The sequence below is a fragment of the Rhodovibrio sodomensis genome (assembly GCF_016583645.1).
In the GTDB taxonomy this organism is placed as follows: Bacteria; Pseudomonadota; Alphaproteobacteria; order Kiloniellales; family Rhodovibrionaceae; genus Rhodovibrio; species Rhodovibrio sodomensis.
The window spans coordinates 50,874-67,133 of record NZ_NRRL01000009.1 but is presented as its reverse complement, the minus strand read 5'-3'; the positions used below and the strand labels follow the sequence as shown (position 1 = coordinate 67,133).

General features: G+C 65.9%; 11 protein-coding genes. 3 read left to right on the top strand and 8 right to left on the bottom strand.

The window, feature by feature from the left end:
• Nucleotides 1-53: 53 nt before the first annotated feature.
• From CKO28_RS06350 to CKO28_RS06335, 4 genes are all read right to left on the bottom strand, one after another.
• Nucleotides 54-2,612 (bottom strand): PcfJ domain-containing protein, encoded by a 2,559-nt coding sequence (locus CKO28_RS06350; protein ID WP_200339787.1) that lies wholly within the window; start codon nt 2,610-2,612, stop codon nt 54-56.
• On the bottom strand, nt 2,609-2,956 hold the full coding sequence (locus CKO28_RS06345; protein ID WP_207168753.1) for a hypothetical protein: 348 nt from the start codon (nt 2,954-2,956) through the stop codon (nt 2,609-2,611). The genes CKO28_RS06350 and CKO28_RS06345 overlap by 4 nt, the downstream gene beginning before the upstream one ends.
• Before the next feature lie 209 nt (nt 2,957-3,165).
• Nucleotides 3,166-4,020 (bottom strand): GcrA family cell cycle regulator, encoded by an 855-nt coding sequence (locus CKO28_RS06340; RefSeq protein ID WP_200339785.1) that lies wholly within the window; start codon nt 4,018-4,020, stop codon nt 3,166-3,168.
• A gap of 196 nt (nt 4,021-4,216) precedes the next feature.
• The gene (locus CKO28_RS06335; protein ID WP_200339784.1) at nt 4,217-4,555 is read right to left on the bottom strand and encodes a hypothetical protein; all 339 of its coding nucleotides are present in this window, start codon (nt 4,553-4,555) and stop codon (nt 4,217-4,219) included.
• Nucleotides 4,556-4,905: 350 nt separating this feature from the next.
• Here CKO28_RS06335 and CKO28_RS06330 point away from each other — a divergent pair, with 350 nt between their 5' ends.
• Nucleotides 4,906-5,445, top strand: coding sequence for a hypothetical protein (locus CKO28_RS06330; RefSeq protein WP_200339783.1), 540 nt, complete (start codon nt 4,906-4,908; stop codon nt 5,443-5,445).
• 37 nt (nt 5,446-5,482) lie between these two features.
• Here the strand turns inward: CKO28_RS06330 and CKO28_RS06325 are convergent, their stop codons facing one another.
• Nucleotides 5,483-5,791, bottom strand: a complete 309-nt coding sequence (locus CKO28_RS06325) for a hypothetical protein (RefSeq protein WP_200339782.1) — start codon at nt 5,789-5,791, stop codon at nt 5,483-5,485.
• Between the two features lie 517 nt (nt 5,792-6,308).
• Nucleotides 6,309-7,046, bottom strand: coding sequence for a flagellar type III secretion system pore protein FliP (fliP, locus tag CKO28_RS06320; protein ID WP_338050060.1), 738 nt, complete (start codon nt 7,044-7,046; stop codon nt 6,309-6,311).
• Between the two features lie 559 nt (nt 7,047-7,605).
• On the opposite strand from fliP, the gene CKO28_RS06315 reads away from it, so the two are divergent.
• Nucleotides 7,606-13,167 (top strand): DUF4011 domain-containing protein, encoded by a 5,562-nt coding sequence (locus CKO28_RS06315; protein WP_200339780.1) that lies wholly within the window; start codon nt 7,606-7,608, stop codon nt 13,165-13,167.
• Nucleotides 13,168-13,497: 330 nt separating this feature from the next.
• Complete coding sequence (locus CKO28_RS28290) at nt 13,498-14,370, top strand: helix-turn-helix domain-containing protein (RefSeq protein ID WP_242480372.1); 873 nt, start codon at nt 13,498-13,500, stop codon at nt 14,368-14,370.
• A gap of 21 nt (nt 14,371-14,391) precedes the next feature.
• On the opposite strand, the gene CKO28_RS06305 is transcribed toward CKO28_RS28290, so the two are convergent.
• Nucleotides 14,392-14,736 (bottom strand): SMI1/KNR4 family protein, encoded by a 345-nt coding sequence (locus tag CKO28_RS06305; protein ID WP_200339779.1) that lies wholly within the window; start codon nt 14,734-14,736, stop codon nt 14,392-14,394.
• Nucleotides 14,737-15,012: 276 nt separating this feature from the next.
• Nucleotides 15,013-15,972, bottom strand: coding sequence for a calcium/sodium antiporter (locus CKO28_RS06300; RefSeq protein ID WP_200339778.1), 960 nt, complete (start codon nt 15,970-15,972; stop codon nt 15,013-15,015).
• Nucleotides 15,973-16,260: the final 288 nt, after the last annotated feature.

Genomic DNA, 16,260 nt, shown 5'->3' with positions numbered 1-16,260 from the left:
CGTTCCTGAGCCATATCAGGAACTTGGGGTCGTTTTCTTGATCCGGCGAATGATCAGGCGCAGGAGGCGTACCCCTCGCCATCGAGGGCGCGATCGGATCGCCGGACGGCCATTTCCATCAAGGCCTCTCGCAGAGTGATCTCCTCACCCTGGGCGCGAAGCTCGCGTTGCTCAACGACGGCAGCCACCACATCGCGATAGGCTTCCGCCTCGGCCTTGGTGAAGCCGACGATATGCTTGTCGGCCTTCATAGCGAGGCTGGCGCGCAGGAAGGAGTTCTCGCGCATATGGTTGACGAGCATGTCCTCGATCTTCTCGCTGGCCCTGTAAGGGGTGAGGCCGACCGGCTTTCCGTCGTCCTCGCGGCTGAAGTTCAGGCCGCGCAGAGTCCCCTCGCCGGGCAGCGCGAAGAAGACGTCCTTGGTGCCCGGGCGGCGTTCCTCGGGGATCGACAGGTACTCGTCGAGCGACATCGCGTCCGAGGCCTTCGCTTTCGGATCGGTCTCGGCGTTCGCCTTGATCTTTCGGGCGATCGAGACGTTGTACTCCCGCGCGGCGTCCTCGCTCTGGGCGCGCTCCAGCTCGGAGGCGCGCTTGTAGATCTTGGCGTCGATCGCCTCCTGCATGCCGGCGGCGGCGAGAAAGGCGGCGGGTGTCTCGGCCTTGCGGCCGGGCCCAATCATGCTCTCGCGGTAGATCTCGAAGACCTTCTGGCGCACCTCGGCGTTCTCGGGATCGAAGCCGATCTGCGCCTGCAGGCCGGTCTTGCTATCGAGCACCCGGCGCGCTTCCTGGCGCTGGCTGTCGATCGCCTCCCAGTCAGGGGTATTCTGACCCAGGTGCTCGAGGTAGCCTTTGAGCGCTGCCTCGCGCTCCACGAAGCGGTAATCGACACCCTCGGCCTCGTCGTTGTCGTAGCCCTGGTGCTGGCGCACCGACAGGTAGCGCTCGCCGACCCGGATCCGATCATGGCCGGCGTGCCGGCCGCGGTCGATGTCGTCCTGGGTCAACTCGGCGAGCTCGACCGTACTGACGTGCTTGCCCGCCTCGTCCTTGATCGAGAGGATGTGGGTGTCGTGGCGGACGCAGTCGGCCGCGTAGCCGCCCACGCAGTGGCTGAGGGCATCGCCCTCGGCCTGCAGCTCCGCCTGGGTTACGAGCGGCGTGACGGTCCAGCCCTCGGGCGTGGTGAAGGACGCGCTGAGCGCGCCCCAGCGGAGTTCCTGCTCTTCGGCCTGGCCGCGGGAGACGGCGTCGTCGATCCGGGGGAGGGAGCGGTGCCAACGGTCGCTCGCCTGCAGGATCTTGGAGAGCGACTTGTCGCCGAGCGCGCCCGCGGATGTCATCGATCGCTGATCGTTACGCAGGGCCTCCTGCATGATCGACCGCGCGCTGCACTGGTCATCCGCCCAGTCGAGGCCGGCTTCGCTCATCCGACGGGCGACCTCGGGCAGAATGACCTGTTTCTCGATCCGGCTGAGCATATCCCGCGCGCCGACGAGCCGGCGTTCCGAGGCTGCCAACGCGCTCGCGAACTCGACCCATTTGCCGCCGGATGACTTGATGATCGCCTCCTCGCTGCGGCCGACCTGCCGGCTTACGGTCTTCGCCGAGCCGGTCGCGGCGTGGAAGGCGGCCCACTCAGCGCGCGCGTGCGGGGTCCAGTTGCCGGGTACCTTGGTCAGGGCGCTGAGCACCTCGCCAGGATTGTGCGAGGCATGGCGCCCGGCGCGCTGCCAGTGAACGCCTTGCAGGCGCTTGAGAGCGGACTCCGGGCAGCGGAGCGCCGTTGCCAGGACTGGCGCCAGCGGCTCCCCCGCGTCGATTGCGCGGGAAACGTCGGACCCGAGCTTCTTGCCGGACATTGCGCCGAACAGAAGCGGGTAGGCGCGCGCGGCCTGCTGGCGGCGCTTGGCCTTTTCGGGCTCGCCGTCACCGACCAGCCAGTTGTATCGCTTGGTCCCCATGATGCCCGTCTGATGAAGGATCTTCAGGGCGTCCGGGTCGAGATAGCTGTTGAAGCGCATCAGGCTGGCGCCGAGCCGCTTGCGCTCGAACGAACTCTGGATCTTGTGGAAAGCGATCTTCGACTTGTTCACCGCCGCCATGCGGTCGTTGTAGCGATCGCGATTGAGGTTAACGTCATGGGCGCCCAGCCGCATCTCGGCGTAGACGTGATGCGCCATCTCGCTGGCGAACCGGGTGCCGGAGGCGCTGTGCGCGGAGAGTGAGGCGCCCTTGTCGCGCCGGGTCGGGGCGCGCTGCGCGGCCGCTTTGCGCAGGTAGGCTTCGTTCGCCCGCAGCGACGGCTCGGCATCGTCCCCCAGCTCGAATCGGCCGAAGCCGACGCATCCATCGTCGGCCTGCCAGAACAGATGGACGAGCTTCTGGCCGTGATCCGTCGTGCTGATCGCGAGCATCGCCTCGGACACGCCTTCCGTTTCCGGACTTGGCGGGAAGACCACATGTCGGCTGTGGGCCCGGGCGTGCGCGAAACCCTCGGCGGCACCCTGGACGGTGACCTCGTCCACCTCGCCGAAGCGACGGAGGAGATCGCCGACGAAGTCGTAGGTCTCGGGGCTATAGGCGGTGGCGTAGGAGTTCTCGCTCATCGCGCCACCTCCTGCGCGATCGCCCGCTCGCTCAGCAGGTCCTTTTGGGTATCCGTGATGAGGTCCCAGAGCGTGACCTGGTCGATGTCCCGTGCCTCTCCGACGCCGTGGGTGAGGTGCAGGACCTTCAGCGTGAGGTGCTGGTCGGCATCTTCGGCCTCGGCGTACCAGGACTCAGGCCGACCCAGGACAACCGTGATCTCGGAAGGCCCGGCGCGGCGCACGCGCTCCCGGACGATGCCGGAGAAAAGCTGCCCGAGCCGGCTTGCGCCGTCGAACGTCGCACCATTGCGCTGGAAGGTGATGTCGATTGGGTAGGCCGGGGCGCCGTCGCCCTCCGCCATGTGGATCTCGGCGGGTGCCGAGACGACCACGTCCCCGTCACAAAGGACTTCGAAGTGGGCCTGCACGCGTCTTGCTCCGGATCAACGGGTCGAACACGACAGGGAATTGGTGGCCTCTGGATCGTCGCGCACCCGAATACCGTGAGAAAAGCGCGAACGCAGACCTGCCAGCCTGGACCGGCAGCCTTGTCGACCCGGACGCGCGCCGTCTACGCGGCGTCTTTGCTGTCTGAAGGCCGCTTGATGTAAGCGCGCCGCGCGTGCTCGCTGCAGTAGGGACGCCCCTCTTCGGCCGGCTCGCCGCAGAAGTGGAAGTCGGAGTCTCCGGGATCGCCGATCGGCCAGGCGCACGCGCGGGTAGCGCCGTCCGAGCGGGTCCGGCGCTCGATCTCGGTCGCGCGCCGCGTACCGGAATTGCGCCCGTCGCCAGCCGTTGTACGCTCAACGGGCTGGGTAGCGTTCGAACGTGTGTCGCGGCGATCACCCGTGCTCGGGGTTCCTGGTGTCGAGCTGTTGGCAGCATGAGTCCGGTTGCCCGATGACGCGGAGGCACGGACACCGTGCCGCGCGCTCGGGCTACCGGACGGCTGAGCACGGCCCGAAGATTGGGGTTGTGCGGTTGAGGATCCGTAACGGGCGGACTGGTTGGTAGATGAGGAGTGCGTTGGTGACTGGGGTGACGTCGCGGCTGGTGACGCCGCGTCGCTCGCCCCCGGTGCGGAGGTTTGGGATGGCGATGCGGCGGCGGGCTTCTGCGCGCCCTGTTGTGATGAATGGGAGCCCGTGGACGCCGACTTACTCGCCGCGACGGCCGACTTCTTGGCCGCGGTGGCCGGCGACGCGCCTGTGTTCGTCTTGCCGGCGCGCGCAGAGCACCGTGGCCTCTTCGTCTCACCTTCCGCGCGGTGGATGATCGGCGACGCGCGACCCGGTAACTTCAGGCGATGCGCCTTGCCGATGACCGAGTTCTTGCTGATGCCAAGCTCGCTGCCGATCTGCGAGGCCGACGCGCCCTCTTGCCACCGCTGCTTCAGGACTTCGATCTGCTCGTCGGTCCAGGCCATGTTCCCCTTCCCATTTCGTGAGTGCCGTGTCCTGTAGATCACTGCAGCGAACGGCAAGCGGCGGACGCGACACCGCCCAGGGACCCCTCGGGCGCACGCCTTTGATCGCCCAGCGACGCCCGTTGCGGCCACCTCAAGCGGCCGCGGTGTGCAGCGGGAGTGTGGCGCGCGTATGGCGGTGCACGTGCTGCGGCAGTCAGGCGGTACCGCGGGGTCGGCCGATCTGCCGCACCGTCAGGATAAGCATTTGAGCCGCGTGGCCCAACCGGGATCCGGGGTTGGTGCGACCGATCTCTTCGAGATCGTTCACCAGCCCCTCGACGGATCCAGGGTTTGCTTTCGCCGCAGCGATCATGCGGCTCTGCAGACCGTACACGGGGTCTTGCTCCGCGCGGGCGGCACGGTTCCGAGTGAGCTTCGCCTGCACTTCTTCACCCGTGAGGCCCGCGAACTCGGGGGCGACATCCAGGTTGCCGACACCGGCCTCCGAGGTCTGCTGGCTGGATTCCAGCGGTTGACCGCTTGCTAACTGCATTGCTTGCCTCATCGGCAGGTTTTAACGGGTATGTTCCTGGACGCATGCCCAAGCGCGGGCGGTCTGGAGATAATGCTTACAGGCCATAGCTGAAGGGGTTCCGGCGTTGTTACATCGCAACCCGGTCCGAAATGCTCCTGCCATCGACCGTAAGCGCCTCGATTATGTCGGTCAGTGCGCCTAGCGGCCGGACCCGCGATGTCCCGCATACGCTACGCTTCGACTGTAAAAAGATCGTATAGGGCGGCATGGAGTACACTCTCAGCGACCGCCGGCGCAGTGGACCATGACGAATTTCCAGGCTAAGGTCGCGCTGTGATGGGGGCGTCAGCGAAGGGATGTGGTGATAGATGACTGGGTTTTTGTATGTCTTGGCCGGGATCGTGGCGCTGGTAGGCCTGTTTGGGACGATCGGCGTTTGGCCAGAAAGCAGCCGGGCGCCAGCTATTCAGTATGCAATCCCCCTGGGCCTGCTGCTGAATTCGGCCATCATGGCCGGGATCCTTGCGGGTCTTGGGCTTCTCATAGAGCACGTCGCTGCTATTCGGGGGCGCCTTTCTGCTGGCGCCGGCTCGACCGGGACAGCGGCCTCGGCCGCCACCCACTTGAGTCGTGCGCCTGGCGGCGAGCAAACTGGACGGCTGGAGCCGTCTCTCGCCCGCGCTAGCCAGACCACGCACGAGGATGGCGTGATGTTCAGCGCCGAGGACGTCGATGGCCGCGGTATGACCGCGGATGGAAGGTGCCAGGTCTTCGAGACCTATCAGGTTCGCCAGCGCGAGGACGGATGTTGGTGGATCGAGACGCGTGATGGCGAACTTCACCCAGAGTTCAAGGACGGCTTCACGAACCTTGGGCAAGCCAAGCGCTCTGCGTCGGGCCGGCTGTAGGCCGCAAGCGCGCGGATGCGGTTGGCGAGCTCTGGGATCAGGCGGCGTTCGCGACCCGTGCGGACGCCTGCCAGTTCCCGAAACCCGTCTTCGCGATCATTCCCTGGCGGTGCATGCGCTTGAGTGCGGCCAGGGCGCGGCAGCGCGCGTCTGAATCTGGAAGTGGGTCGATGATCTCGCGGGTGGTGTGAACGCGCCCGTCGCGCAGAATCGCCTTAACGCGGGCAACTGGATCCGCGCTGTCGGCCCGCGTTGTCGATGGCTTGCCGGGCGCGAGGCGCGGTGCGCGAGCGAGCAAGTTGTGCGTCACCCGCTCGATCGGGCCTAGGCTCGCCGTGTGCCGCATGATGTAACCTCCTGGCACCCGTCATGAGCGCCCCACATCACAAGTGGAGCGGTGAGCATACCAGGTCAAGGCTGGCCTGAAGTTCGAAGCCTGCTAGCCACTTTTCAGGAGGGTATTTGATCTAGCCGATCAGGATCAGGGCCAGGATCAGGATGAGGGTCATGGCCACCGCGCAAGCCCAGTGAGCGATCTTGTGCCGCCGCTGTGCCCGGAGGTTGCGTTCGAAGCGAGATTGTCCGCAGTGATCGACGTCGGTCCACGTCTCATGACATCCGTTGCAGCGCCAGGCACGGGTCTCCGGGAGCCAGACCTGATCGAGCTCGCTGGCGAAGCAACCCTTTCGGCCGCACAGCCCGAGACGCCGTCGCCATCTCGGCCGTGTCGTTGGCGCGGCGGAGCGAGGCCGATCAAGGTCATTCACAGCCTTGGCCGTTGGCGGCCGGCGAAGACGGGTTCTTACCGATTGCAGCTCGCGCGTGACCCGGCGATCCTTATCGTGGTGCTGCATGCTCGGACCTCAGACCCCGTAAGACTGCACCAGCGAGCCGGCGATCAGGTACCAGCCGTCGACCATGACGAAGAAGATCAGCTTGAAGGGCAGGGAGATCATCACCGGCGGCAGCATCATCATGCCCATCGCCATCAAGATCGAGGCGACGGTCATGTCGATGATCAGAAACGGTAGGAACAAGAGGAAGCCGATCTCGAACGCGCGCTTCAGCTCGGAGATCATAAAGGCCGGGATCAGGGCGCGCATCGGCGTGTCCTGCGGGTCCTCGGTCAACTCGACCTTTGCCATGTCCATGAACAGCCGCAGGTCCTGCTCGCGCACGTGACCGAGCATGAACGTCCGCACCGGGGCCGAGGCGGCGTCGAGGGCCTCCATCTCGTCGATCTGCTGATCCACCAGCGGCACCACGGCCTCGTCGTACACCTGCTCCAGGGTGGGCATCATGATGAACAGGGTCAGGAACAGCGCCAGGCTGATCAGCACCGAGTTGGGCGGCGTCTGCTGGATGCCCAGCGCCGAGCGCAGGAACGACAGCACCACCACGATCCGGGTGAACGAGGTCACCATCACAAGGATCGAGGGCGCCAGCGACAGCACGGTCACCAGCGCGATCAGCTGGATCATGGTGGAGGCCGTACTGGCCCCACCCTCGCCGCCAAAGTCGAGACTGAGCGACTGCGCCATCGCGGGATCTGCAACCAGGGCTGCAAGCGCTGCAGCGAACACCGCTAGGGTACTTGCGATCCCGCTTGTGCGCTCGTTCTGGCTGAGTTGCCGGCTGGGGAGTTTGGGAAGGCACGCTAGCCTGCGAAGGCGCCCGGTCATGCGGGGTTGTCTGCTTTCGGCTCGAGGTCTGGTGAGCCGCAGCCTGAGGCCTTTATGCTTAATGTGCCGTAAAGGACGGTGGCGATGACCGTAATCCTCGCCACGCCATCAGCCGGACGCTCTCTGTGCCGTGTGCACCTGCTTCGGGATCGCGCGAGGGAGCGGGGGCGTTCCGCCCATTCGAGCGCACCTCGTCATAGGGAAGGAGGTTACGGGCGATGGATATGGGCATTCGGTTGTGGCACCAAAATGATGGTGATTTGAACGTATCAGGACCGTATTTACTCTCGGCCATGAACGACTGGCGCGGCCGAATACAAGCTCTGTGGCGATTATGTCGGCACAGGGTCAGAACATGAAAAAAGCCCCACTTCCAAAGCTGAGAAGGTAAGAGCGGTCTACACTTGGCCCGGTAAACTGGTTATGCTGGTTGCAGTGGGGCTTCTCTGTGCAGCCGATCGGGGTGGAGAGCAATACGTTGAGCCGGAACCGACCGTACGCTTCAAGCGGCGTGCAGGCGCTGGAGCGCTTGGCCGACACCGATGACGTGACCCAGCTCACAGCGGTGCGTGACGAACTCCTGCACCGCAAGACCGATCGCGCCCGGCGACTGCGCGCTCGGGTTGATGCCCGGATCAGCAAGGTGCGGAAGCAACGCCCGGCCGGCACCACGAGCCAGGCAAGCGACACGACGGACACCAATCAGGAAGGACGGGCCTCCGTGAGTGAACAGCAGAGCGAAGAGCAGGCTCAGAAACGGGGTTCCGGCGGAGCGCCTAGCGTGATCCCGCGTGTGGAGGAAGGGCTCAGTTCGGAGGCGGCGAGGTCCGCGATCGAGAAGCTGCGGATGAGCCTGCTTGACATCTCCAACAAGAACAGCCTGGTGCGGATGCGCCACTCGGACAAGTCGAAGACTCATGCTCGGGTGATCGACGAACTCCCCGACGAACTGCTGTCGCGCCTCGAGAATGACCGCAAGCTGACCTTCAAGGCGCTGCCGCCGCCTCCTGACGTGCCGGAGGACGAGAAGACCGACGCCTTCCTGATGGCGCTGGAGGAGGCCCGGCAGGCCGATCCGACCTACCGGGAGGCGGTCGCGAAGCTGGACGATGATCGCCTGGAATCGAAAAAGGGGCAGGAGATCGAGCGCCGCCTGAAAGACCGGGTGCGTGAGCAGCTCGGCCTTGGTCCGCGGCCCCACACGGACGTCATGTCGATCGGGGAGTACGCGCGCTCTCGGGGCTTCGAGCCCAGCTACGATCTTCCGGAGCCGGATCCCACGGGCAATCCCGCGCACCATGAGGACGACGAGATTCAGACGCTGATGCTGCCGGAGGCGATGCAGCGCAGCCTATCCGGCGTGCTGGAGCAGGCGAAGTCCGCGCTGCGCGAGATGGGCACGAACACCCTCTATGTCGCGCTCGGCTTTCTGGAGTGGTACGAGAGCTCGGACTCGAGCACCAAGCTGCACGCCCCGCTCTTGCTTCACCCGGTCGAGATCACGAAGGAGCTGGTCGCCGGCGAGTACCGCTTCTCGATCCAGTCGACTGGCGAGGAAACCGAAGTCAACCTGACGATCTCGGAGCGGCTGGCCCGCGACTTCAATCTTCGTCTGCCGGAGTACGAGGAGGGGGACACGCCGGAGAGCTACTTCGCGAAGGTCGAGGAGCACTTCGGACCCAAGCAGCCACGCTGGCGCGTCCGTCGCTTTGTCACCGTCGGGCATTTCTCCTTCTCGCGATTGGTCATGTTCCGTGACCTCGACCCGGCGAACTGGCCGGAAGGCCAGGAGATGCACACGCATGCGGGCGTCGCGGCCCTGCTGGGCGGCACGAACGTCGAAGGGGGAACGTCGGCCGAGCCCTATCCGATCGACGATCCGCAGATCGCGAAGAAGATCCCGATGCTGATCGCCGACGCCGATTCCTCTCAGATGTCCGCGATCGTCGACGTTATGGACGGGCAGAATCTCGCAATCGAGGGGCCGCCCGGCACCGGCAAGTCGCAGACGATCACCAACATCATCGGCGCGGCGATGGGGCAGGGAAAGCGTGTCCTGTTCATCGCCGAGAAGATGGCGGCACTGCAGGTCGTGAAGTCCCGTCTCGACGCGGCCGGCCTGGGCGAGTTCGCGCTCGAGATGCACTCGACCAAGGCACGCAAGCAAGACGTCCTGCAAGGTCTGTCGGACCGCCTGGAGGTCCAGGGGCGGGAGCGGGCGCCCGAGCGCCTGGAAGAGGCCCGCGAGACCCTGTGGCAGCTGAAGGAGCAGCTGACCAACTACGTCGATCTGCTGAACAAGCGCTACGGCAAGCTCGGCATGACGATCCAGGAAATTCTCTGGGCCGAGCAGCGCACGCGCGACGAGGCTGATCTACCGGATGGCCTGGGCGACGCGCGCATCCAGGACGCCGAAGAGGTGACGGCCTACGCGATGGATGAGGCCAAGGGTCACCTGCGCGTGATCGAGGACCACGTCGCCGACTTCGTCCAGGCGTATGGCGCGCTTCAGCAGCACCCCTGGTACGGTGTCGACAAGCCGGATATCAGCCCGTTCGAGCGGGACAGCCTGATCCGCGCGTTTTCCGAGTGGCGCAAGGCCGCCGAAGCGCTCGACGCGCTTCTCGCGACCATGGGCGGTCGCCCCACGACCCGCGGCGACGTTCAGCGCCTGCTGGCGGCCCGCGACGCCTATCCGGAGGCGCCCGATCTTCCGCGCGTGCTGGCGCAGCTCGTGGACCCTGCGGACGTCGATCGGCTGTCGGACCTTCTGGACGCCCTGGATCGCTGGGAAACGGCACAGACGTCTCTGCGCGAGGAGTGCGGGGACCCCGAAGCCCTGGCCGATCAGCAGGAGGAGCTCGCGCACGTCGGTCAAGCGGCGCGGCGCCTGGATCTCGAAGACCAGGCCCTCGGCGCGTTGCCAGACCTGATCGAGCAGGAGCGCATGGCGGCCGGGCGATGGCGCGAGCTGGTTGAACTGGCGGACCAGCTGATCGGGGCCGTCGGCCTCGAAGGGACGGCTACCGTGCGGCGCATCGCGCCGTTGGTCCGCGCAGGCCGGATCCTGAACGAGACGGACCGGCGGCTGCTCCTGCTACGGACCTCTCATCTGGTCGATGAAGGGGCAGCCGAGGATCTGGCGCGCGGCCGGCGCAAGCGCGACGAGTTGCTGGGGCGCAAGCAGGAGATCGAGCGGTTCGTCCGGGTGCCCGTGACCCGCGATGGTGCTGCGGCTGAAATGCGCCGCCACGCGGCACCCCTGAAAAAGACCGGACTGTTCGCGGGCCTCGCGTCCGACGTTCGTGCGGCCAAGCGCTATTACCGGGAGCTCGGACAGGAGCGCCGAACGCCCAACCGAGGTCAGATGGCGAGCCGGCTCGAAGACGCCGCCCGCCTCCTGGAGGATATCGACACCTTCGCGAGCGACCAGATTCTGAAGGAGATCTGCGGCTCGCGTTTCGAAGGCCTGGAGACGGACTTCGACGCGCTCCAGGGGGTCAACGCGTTTGCGAGCCGGGTTGGCCGCGATCTTGGCGGCATGGACGCTGAGACGCGAACCGTGCGCAAGCTGTTGCTGCGCGGGGACATCGAAGATCTCGATACGCTGATCGGCTTCGCCCGCGAACCGCGCTTCTCCGAATTGGCCCAGGCGTTCGATGGGATCGGCGCCAGCGGGGAGACGCCGCTTGCCGACCTGGCCGACCGCCTGGATGCCCGTGCTTCGGAGATCGAGGCACTGAAAGAGCGCGCCGATCGCCTCGGGCTTTCCGAGAACGCGCAGATCGAGGCGATTCCGAGCATGCTCGAGGCCACCGAGACGCTCAGCGAGGCGCGCGATGCCGTTGCGCGCAGCACGGACGCGCACGCACTCCTGGCGGCGGCGGGCGAGCAGGAGAGGTGCGCGCCGTCGGCCGAACGCGGCGCCTTGCGGGTGGCCGTTGAGGCTGCGCGCACGCTGCATGCGACCGATCTGCCCGAGCAGACCCGGGCCCATCTGTTCGCGCCCGATTACGCCGAGCGTCGTGACCGCCTGATCGAGCAGACGGATCAGGCGGCCGAGCGGCTGCATGGCTACGACAGCGCCTGGACGGAAGCAGCTTCCGCGGGCGATCTCAACAGCGCCGCCTTCCTTCAGGGCGCGCCCAACGACGTTGCGGCCGCCGAGGTCGCGGCACGGATCGCGCGGGCCGAGGACAATCCGGGCACCCTGCAGGGCTGGGCGACCTATGTAAGTGCGCGACACGGCGTGTACCGCGCCGGCCTCGGGGACGTCCTGGAGGCCTACGATGCCGCGGGTGCGCGCTACGCGAACCTGGAAGTGGCCTATGAAAGGGCCCTCTACCGCAGCCTGGCGCATGGCGCCTACAGCCAGCACCCTGAGCTTAATCGATTCTCCGGCCTCAGCCAGGAGGAGGCGCGGCGCCGGTTCAAGCAGACCGATAAGGAGATCATTCAGCTGGAGCGCCAGGCGTTGCGGGCGCAGCTCAGTCAGGCCCAGATCCCGCGCGGCAACGCCGAAGGCAGGGTCAAGGACAAGACGGAGCTCGGGCTGATCAAGTCGATGCTCCAGGTCAAGAAGCCGCGGACGCCGCTGCGCGATCTGCTCGACCGTTCCGGCCGTGCGATCCAGCAGATGAAGCCGTGCTTCATGATGAGCCCGCTGTCGGTTGCTCAGTACCTGAAGCCAGGGCAGTGCGAGTTCGACCTCGTGGTGATCGACGAGGCATCGCAGATGAAGCCGGAGGATGCGATCGGCGGTCTTGTCCGCGCCGGGCAGATCGTCGTGGTGGGGGATCCCAAGCAGCTGCCACCAACCTCGTTCTTCGACCGGATCGGTGCGGATAACAACGACGACGAAGACGAGGACACCGAGGCCGCGAACGTCGAGAGCATCCTCGGAATGGCGATGCACTGCTGGCACCCCTACCGTCGTCTGCTCTGGCACTACCGTTCCCGCCACGGGTCGCTGATCGCGTTCTCGAACGAGAAGTTCTACGACCGCGAACTCATCGTGTTCCCGGCCCCGATCAAGGATAACCCGGAATACGGCGTGCGACTGGAGCGCGTGGAGGGGCGCTGCCGGCGCGGCGGCACCAACACGATCGAGGCGCAACAGGTCGCCGAGGTCGCGATGGAATTCATGCGGCGGGAGGCGCAAAAGCCCGAAGAGGCGATGCGATCGCTGGGCGTCGTCGCGATGAACCGCTCCCAGACCGAGCTGATCCTCGACGAGATCAATCGCCTGCTTCAGCGCACCCCGGAGGCATACGGCTACACCGAGGCCATGGATAGCCGGGCCGGCGGCCTGGAGAGCTTCTTCGTCAAGAACCTCGAGAACGTGCAGGGCGACGAGCGCGACGTGATCTTCATCTCCGTGACCTACGGACCGGATCCTGACTCAGGCCTGGTCAAGCAGCATTTCGGGCCGATCAACACGGACCTGGGATGGCGTCGATTGAACGTGCTGTTCACCCGCGCCAAGCAGCAGATCAGGGTGTTCAGCTCAATGACCGCGGCCGATGTGAAGGTCAGCGATCCGAACGTCAAACGTGGCCGCCGGGCGCTGCACGACTACCTCGAGTATGCCGCGCACGGTCGACTGCATGGCGGCTCCGCTAGCGGTGCCGCGCCCGACAACGACTTCGAGCGGTTTGTGAAGAACAGGCTCGAAGCGCGCGGTTTCGACGTAGACTGCCAGGTCGGCGTGGCCGGTTACTTCCTGGACCTGGCGGTATCGCACCCCGCCTTCCCGGATGGCTACATCTGCGGGGTCGAGTGTGACGGTGCGACCTATCATTCCGCCCATTCGGCGCGCGACCGGGATCGTCTGCGACAGGAGGTGCTGGAGAACCTCGGCTGGAACATCTTCCGGGTGTGGTCAACGGACTGGTTTGCCGACCCCGACACCGAGACCGATAGGATGGAGCGGCACCTGCGCGAACTCCTGCGCCAGCAGGCCCCGGTCACCAAGCAAGACGGGGATGCCAATGTCGTCGGGCTGTTCCGCGATCAGCAGGCCGGACAGGGCGGCAGCTAGGCCCGGAGTGCCGTCAGCAAGACTGACTTGCCGGCCTTGAGCGAGACCCGGGTTCGCATCAAGGTCGGCGCGCCGGTTTGAGCTGGAAGGCATGGCGTGGAATGCGTGGAATGGCCCGAGGGTGCCGGTGACACGCGGTGCCACGACCTGATGGCGCTGTCTTGCGTTCGCAGCTTGCGCCTGACGGACGCTCGGCATCCGCGGTCGCTTTCGAAATTGACCCGAATGTCAGCACTGGCATATCCGGGGCCGGTTATTGGCACAACGGCGATGCGACCGATACTGGTTGATCGCTGGTATCAATTGTAAGCTGGAGGCCAGCGCTTAACTATGAGTGACAAGATCAAGCGATGCGGGGACTGCAAGACGCCGGTAAAAAAGTTCAAGACGATCGCGAAAGAAGGCTCGTCCAGGGTTAGCGAATGCCCCTCTTGTGGACATAGATACAGCCTTTTCTTCATGTCCCCGACCAGCATGCCAATGCTTCTGGAAGATCTGGGAAAACCGAAGGAGGAGGCGGGAACGTCGCGGCAGGCCGGCGGGCGCCAGGGCGATGGTTCGGAATCATGGGGCGAGGAATCTGCTGACCGCGAGGCCCGGCGTCACGACTCCGAGACTGCGGTTTCCGAGCTTGCCTCGGGGGTAAGTAGGGATGCTACTCCGGACCCTGAGACGGACGAGAGCGCCTCTTCGACCGTCGCGAGCGAACCCCATGAGCAGGAAGCCGATTCAATGACGCGAGAGACCACCGCCGCGACCACATCCCTTGTCGTGGCTGAACCAGATCCGATCAATGTCGCCGCAGGGCAGCGGCTGAAGGAAGCGCGCAAGCTGCAGGGCCTGTCGCAGCAGAAGCTTGCTCAGCGCCTCGGGATCACGTTCCAGCAGATCCAGAAGTACGAGCGTGGCGCGAACCGGATGACCGCCGATCGCATGTTCAATCTGTCCCGTGTCCTCCAGGTCCCGGTCAGCTATTTCTTCCAGGACTTCGAGCAGCCCGACACCGACCATCTCAGCCTGTCCTCCCGCGAGCTAGACCTCGTGACCGACTACCGGGTTCTCACCGACGCCGAACGGGACCGGGTGTTCCAGCTGGTGCGCGCGATCCGCAATAGCCGTGCGCAGGCGGACGAGGCAGTTGGTCAGGGCGGTTTGCCGGAAGGTAGCACCCCAAAGCCGGCACTGAGCGCCGCGGGTGACTAGAGACAGGCGACGCGCGGTGCCTCAGTCGAGGTATCCCGTGATCTCAGCCTCGACGAGGCGTTCGGACTGGCTGGACGGTTCGTCGCGCAGCTGAGTCAGGAACTCCTGAAACGTTGGCGCGACCGGGTAGAACGGCTCGGCGCCGTCCGCCGTCGCGGAATGGTCCAGGTAAACAACGCCCGGCATGGATTCCTCGAATCCGTCCCCGAAGTCCAGGCAGAGCAGGTTCTGGCGGAGGTCGCGTGCGAACGGGATCAGGCCGCGGCCGTTTTGCTCGGGCGCGTGGCGCCGGAGGGTGCGCTTCAGCTCGACCAGCTGCTGGCGCATCGCCAACGGTGCGTCTTGGGGACCGCAGAACATCAGCATGGACTATCCGCTGCGCGGTCTCGGAGTCCGGCCACGACCACACCGGAAAGCTCGGCCGAACCGGCACCGCGCCCTGGATCTCGGGGATGGCCTCCTTGAAGTCCGCTGGCAGGGTTATGCCGTAGCCTGATTCGATGCGGGAGAGCAGCTCGCGCGCCGCCGTCGCGCCGGACAGGCGGTTGAAGGTGAAGACGTCTCGCCAGCTGTGGCCTGCGATCGTGCGGATCTCGAGCATTTAATTGAAAATCCAGGAATCTGTGGGATGGGCTTGATCCATCAGATCAGCAGATAGGTGAGGTAGGCGCCGTAGGTGGCCAAGAGCACGGCGCCCTCGCGACGGCTGATCCTGAGGCCGGTCATGGCGATCGGGACCAGCACGAGCGCCGCGGCGGCCATCAGGCCGACGTCGACCAGCGACAGGTCGGCCGGGGTGGTGATCGGTGCAACGACCCCGGTGGCGCCCAGGATTAGCAGCAGGTTGTAGATGTTGCTGCCCAGCACGTTGCCGAGTGCGACGGCCGCATGGCCGCGCAGTGCGGCGATGATGCCGGCGGTCAGCTCAGGCAGGGACGTGCCGATCGCGACGACGGTCAGGCCGATCACGGCGTCCGACATGCCGAGGCTGCTGGCGAGCCAGATGGCACCGCTGACCAGCCAGTTCGCGCCCAGCAGGGTCAGGGCGAGGCCCGCGGCGGTGAGCCCGAGCGCGGCCATGAGCCCCATGGTCGGGGTGTTTTGCTCAACCTCCTGGGCTTCGAGCGTATGGACCTCGCTCGCGGGGTCCGGATCGCGGGTCTCGGCGCGGTAGGCGACGATCAGGTAGGCCGCGAGCGCGAGGAGAAAGCCGATGCCGACCCCACGCCCGATCCCGTCGAGCCCGAGCAGGGCGAAGCTTGCGAGCGCGGTTGCGATCAGCATCGCGCCGGCGTCGCGCTTGAGGCTGGCCAGGTTCACGGCGATCGGTGCGACCAGTGCGGTAGTCCCCAGGATCAGCAGAACGTTAGCGATGTTGGAGCCGACCACGTTGCCGACCGCCAGTCCCGGTGCGCCGGACAGCGCGGCCTTGATGCTGGTGACGAGTTCCGGGGCGGAGGTGCCCAGGCCGACCAGGACCAGGCCGATCAAGAGCGGTGAGACGCCGAGGCGGTTCGCGGCCGCGACGGCACCGCGCACGAGGATCTCGCCCCCGGCGACGAGGACGATCAGGCCGAGGCCAAGTTCGATGAGCGGCGGCATCTGGTTACCTGGGATAGGGGGTGGTCGGTGAGGAGAACGTGGGGTCGCTGGGCTGGATCGGGTGCGCCGAGCAAGCCCACGCGCTAACACGCCGGACAGCGGGCGATCGGGAGTTTGGGATAGGAGTCAGCCGCAGGCGGCCTCGGCAGGCGTGCCGTGGGGCCAAAGGAGGGATCGGGCGGTCTGTATCGCCCGCTCCGGAGCTCCCATCAAGTCCTCCGTGTCCCAGGCCGGCACGTCATCACGTTTCGCGCCTTCGTTAGACGATGGATGTTGTCGGCTGTTGCG

Coding starts and splice junctions, on each gene's coding strand:
- CKO28_RS06350 (WP_200339787.1), bottom strand. CDS start 2,612: ATGAGCGAGAACTCCTACGCCACCGCCTATAGCCCCGAGACCTACGAC.
- CKO28_RS06345 (WP_207168753.1), bottom strand. CDS start 2,956: ATGGCGGAGGGCGACGGCGCCCCGGCCTACCCAATCGACATCACCTTC.
- CKO28_RS06340 (WP_200339785.1), bottom strand. CDS start 4,020: ATGGCCTGGACCGACGAGCAGATCGAAGTCCTGAAGCAGCGGTGGCAA.
- CKO28_RS06335 (WP_200339784.1), bottom strand. CDS start 4,555: ATGCAGTTAGCAAGCGGTCAACCGCTGGAATCCAGCCAGCAGACCTCG.
- CKO28_RS06330 (WP_200339783.1), top strand. CDS start 4,906: ATGACTGGGTTTTTGTATGTCTTGGCCGGGATCGTGGCGCTGGTAGGC.
- CKO28_RS06325 (WP_200339782.1), bottom strand. CDS start 5,791: ATGCGGCACACGGCGAGCCTAGGCCCGATCGAGCGGGTGACGCACAAC.
- CKO28_RS28290 (WP_242480372.1), top strand. CDS start 13,498: ATGAGTGACAAGATCAAGCGATGCGGGGACTGCAAGACGCCGGTAAAA.
- CKO28_RS06305 (WP_200339779.1), bottom strand. CDS start 14,736: ATGCTGATGTTCTGCGGTCCCCAAGACGCACCGTTGGCGATGCGCCAG.
- CKO28_RS06300 (WP_200339778.1), bottom strand. CDS start 15,972: ATGCCGCCGCTCATCGAACTTGGCCTCGGCCTGATCGTCCTCGTCGCC.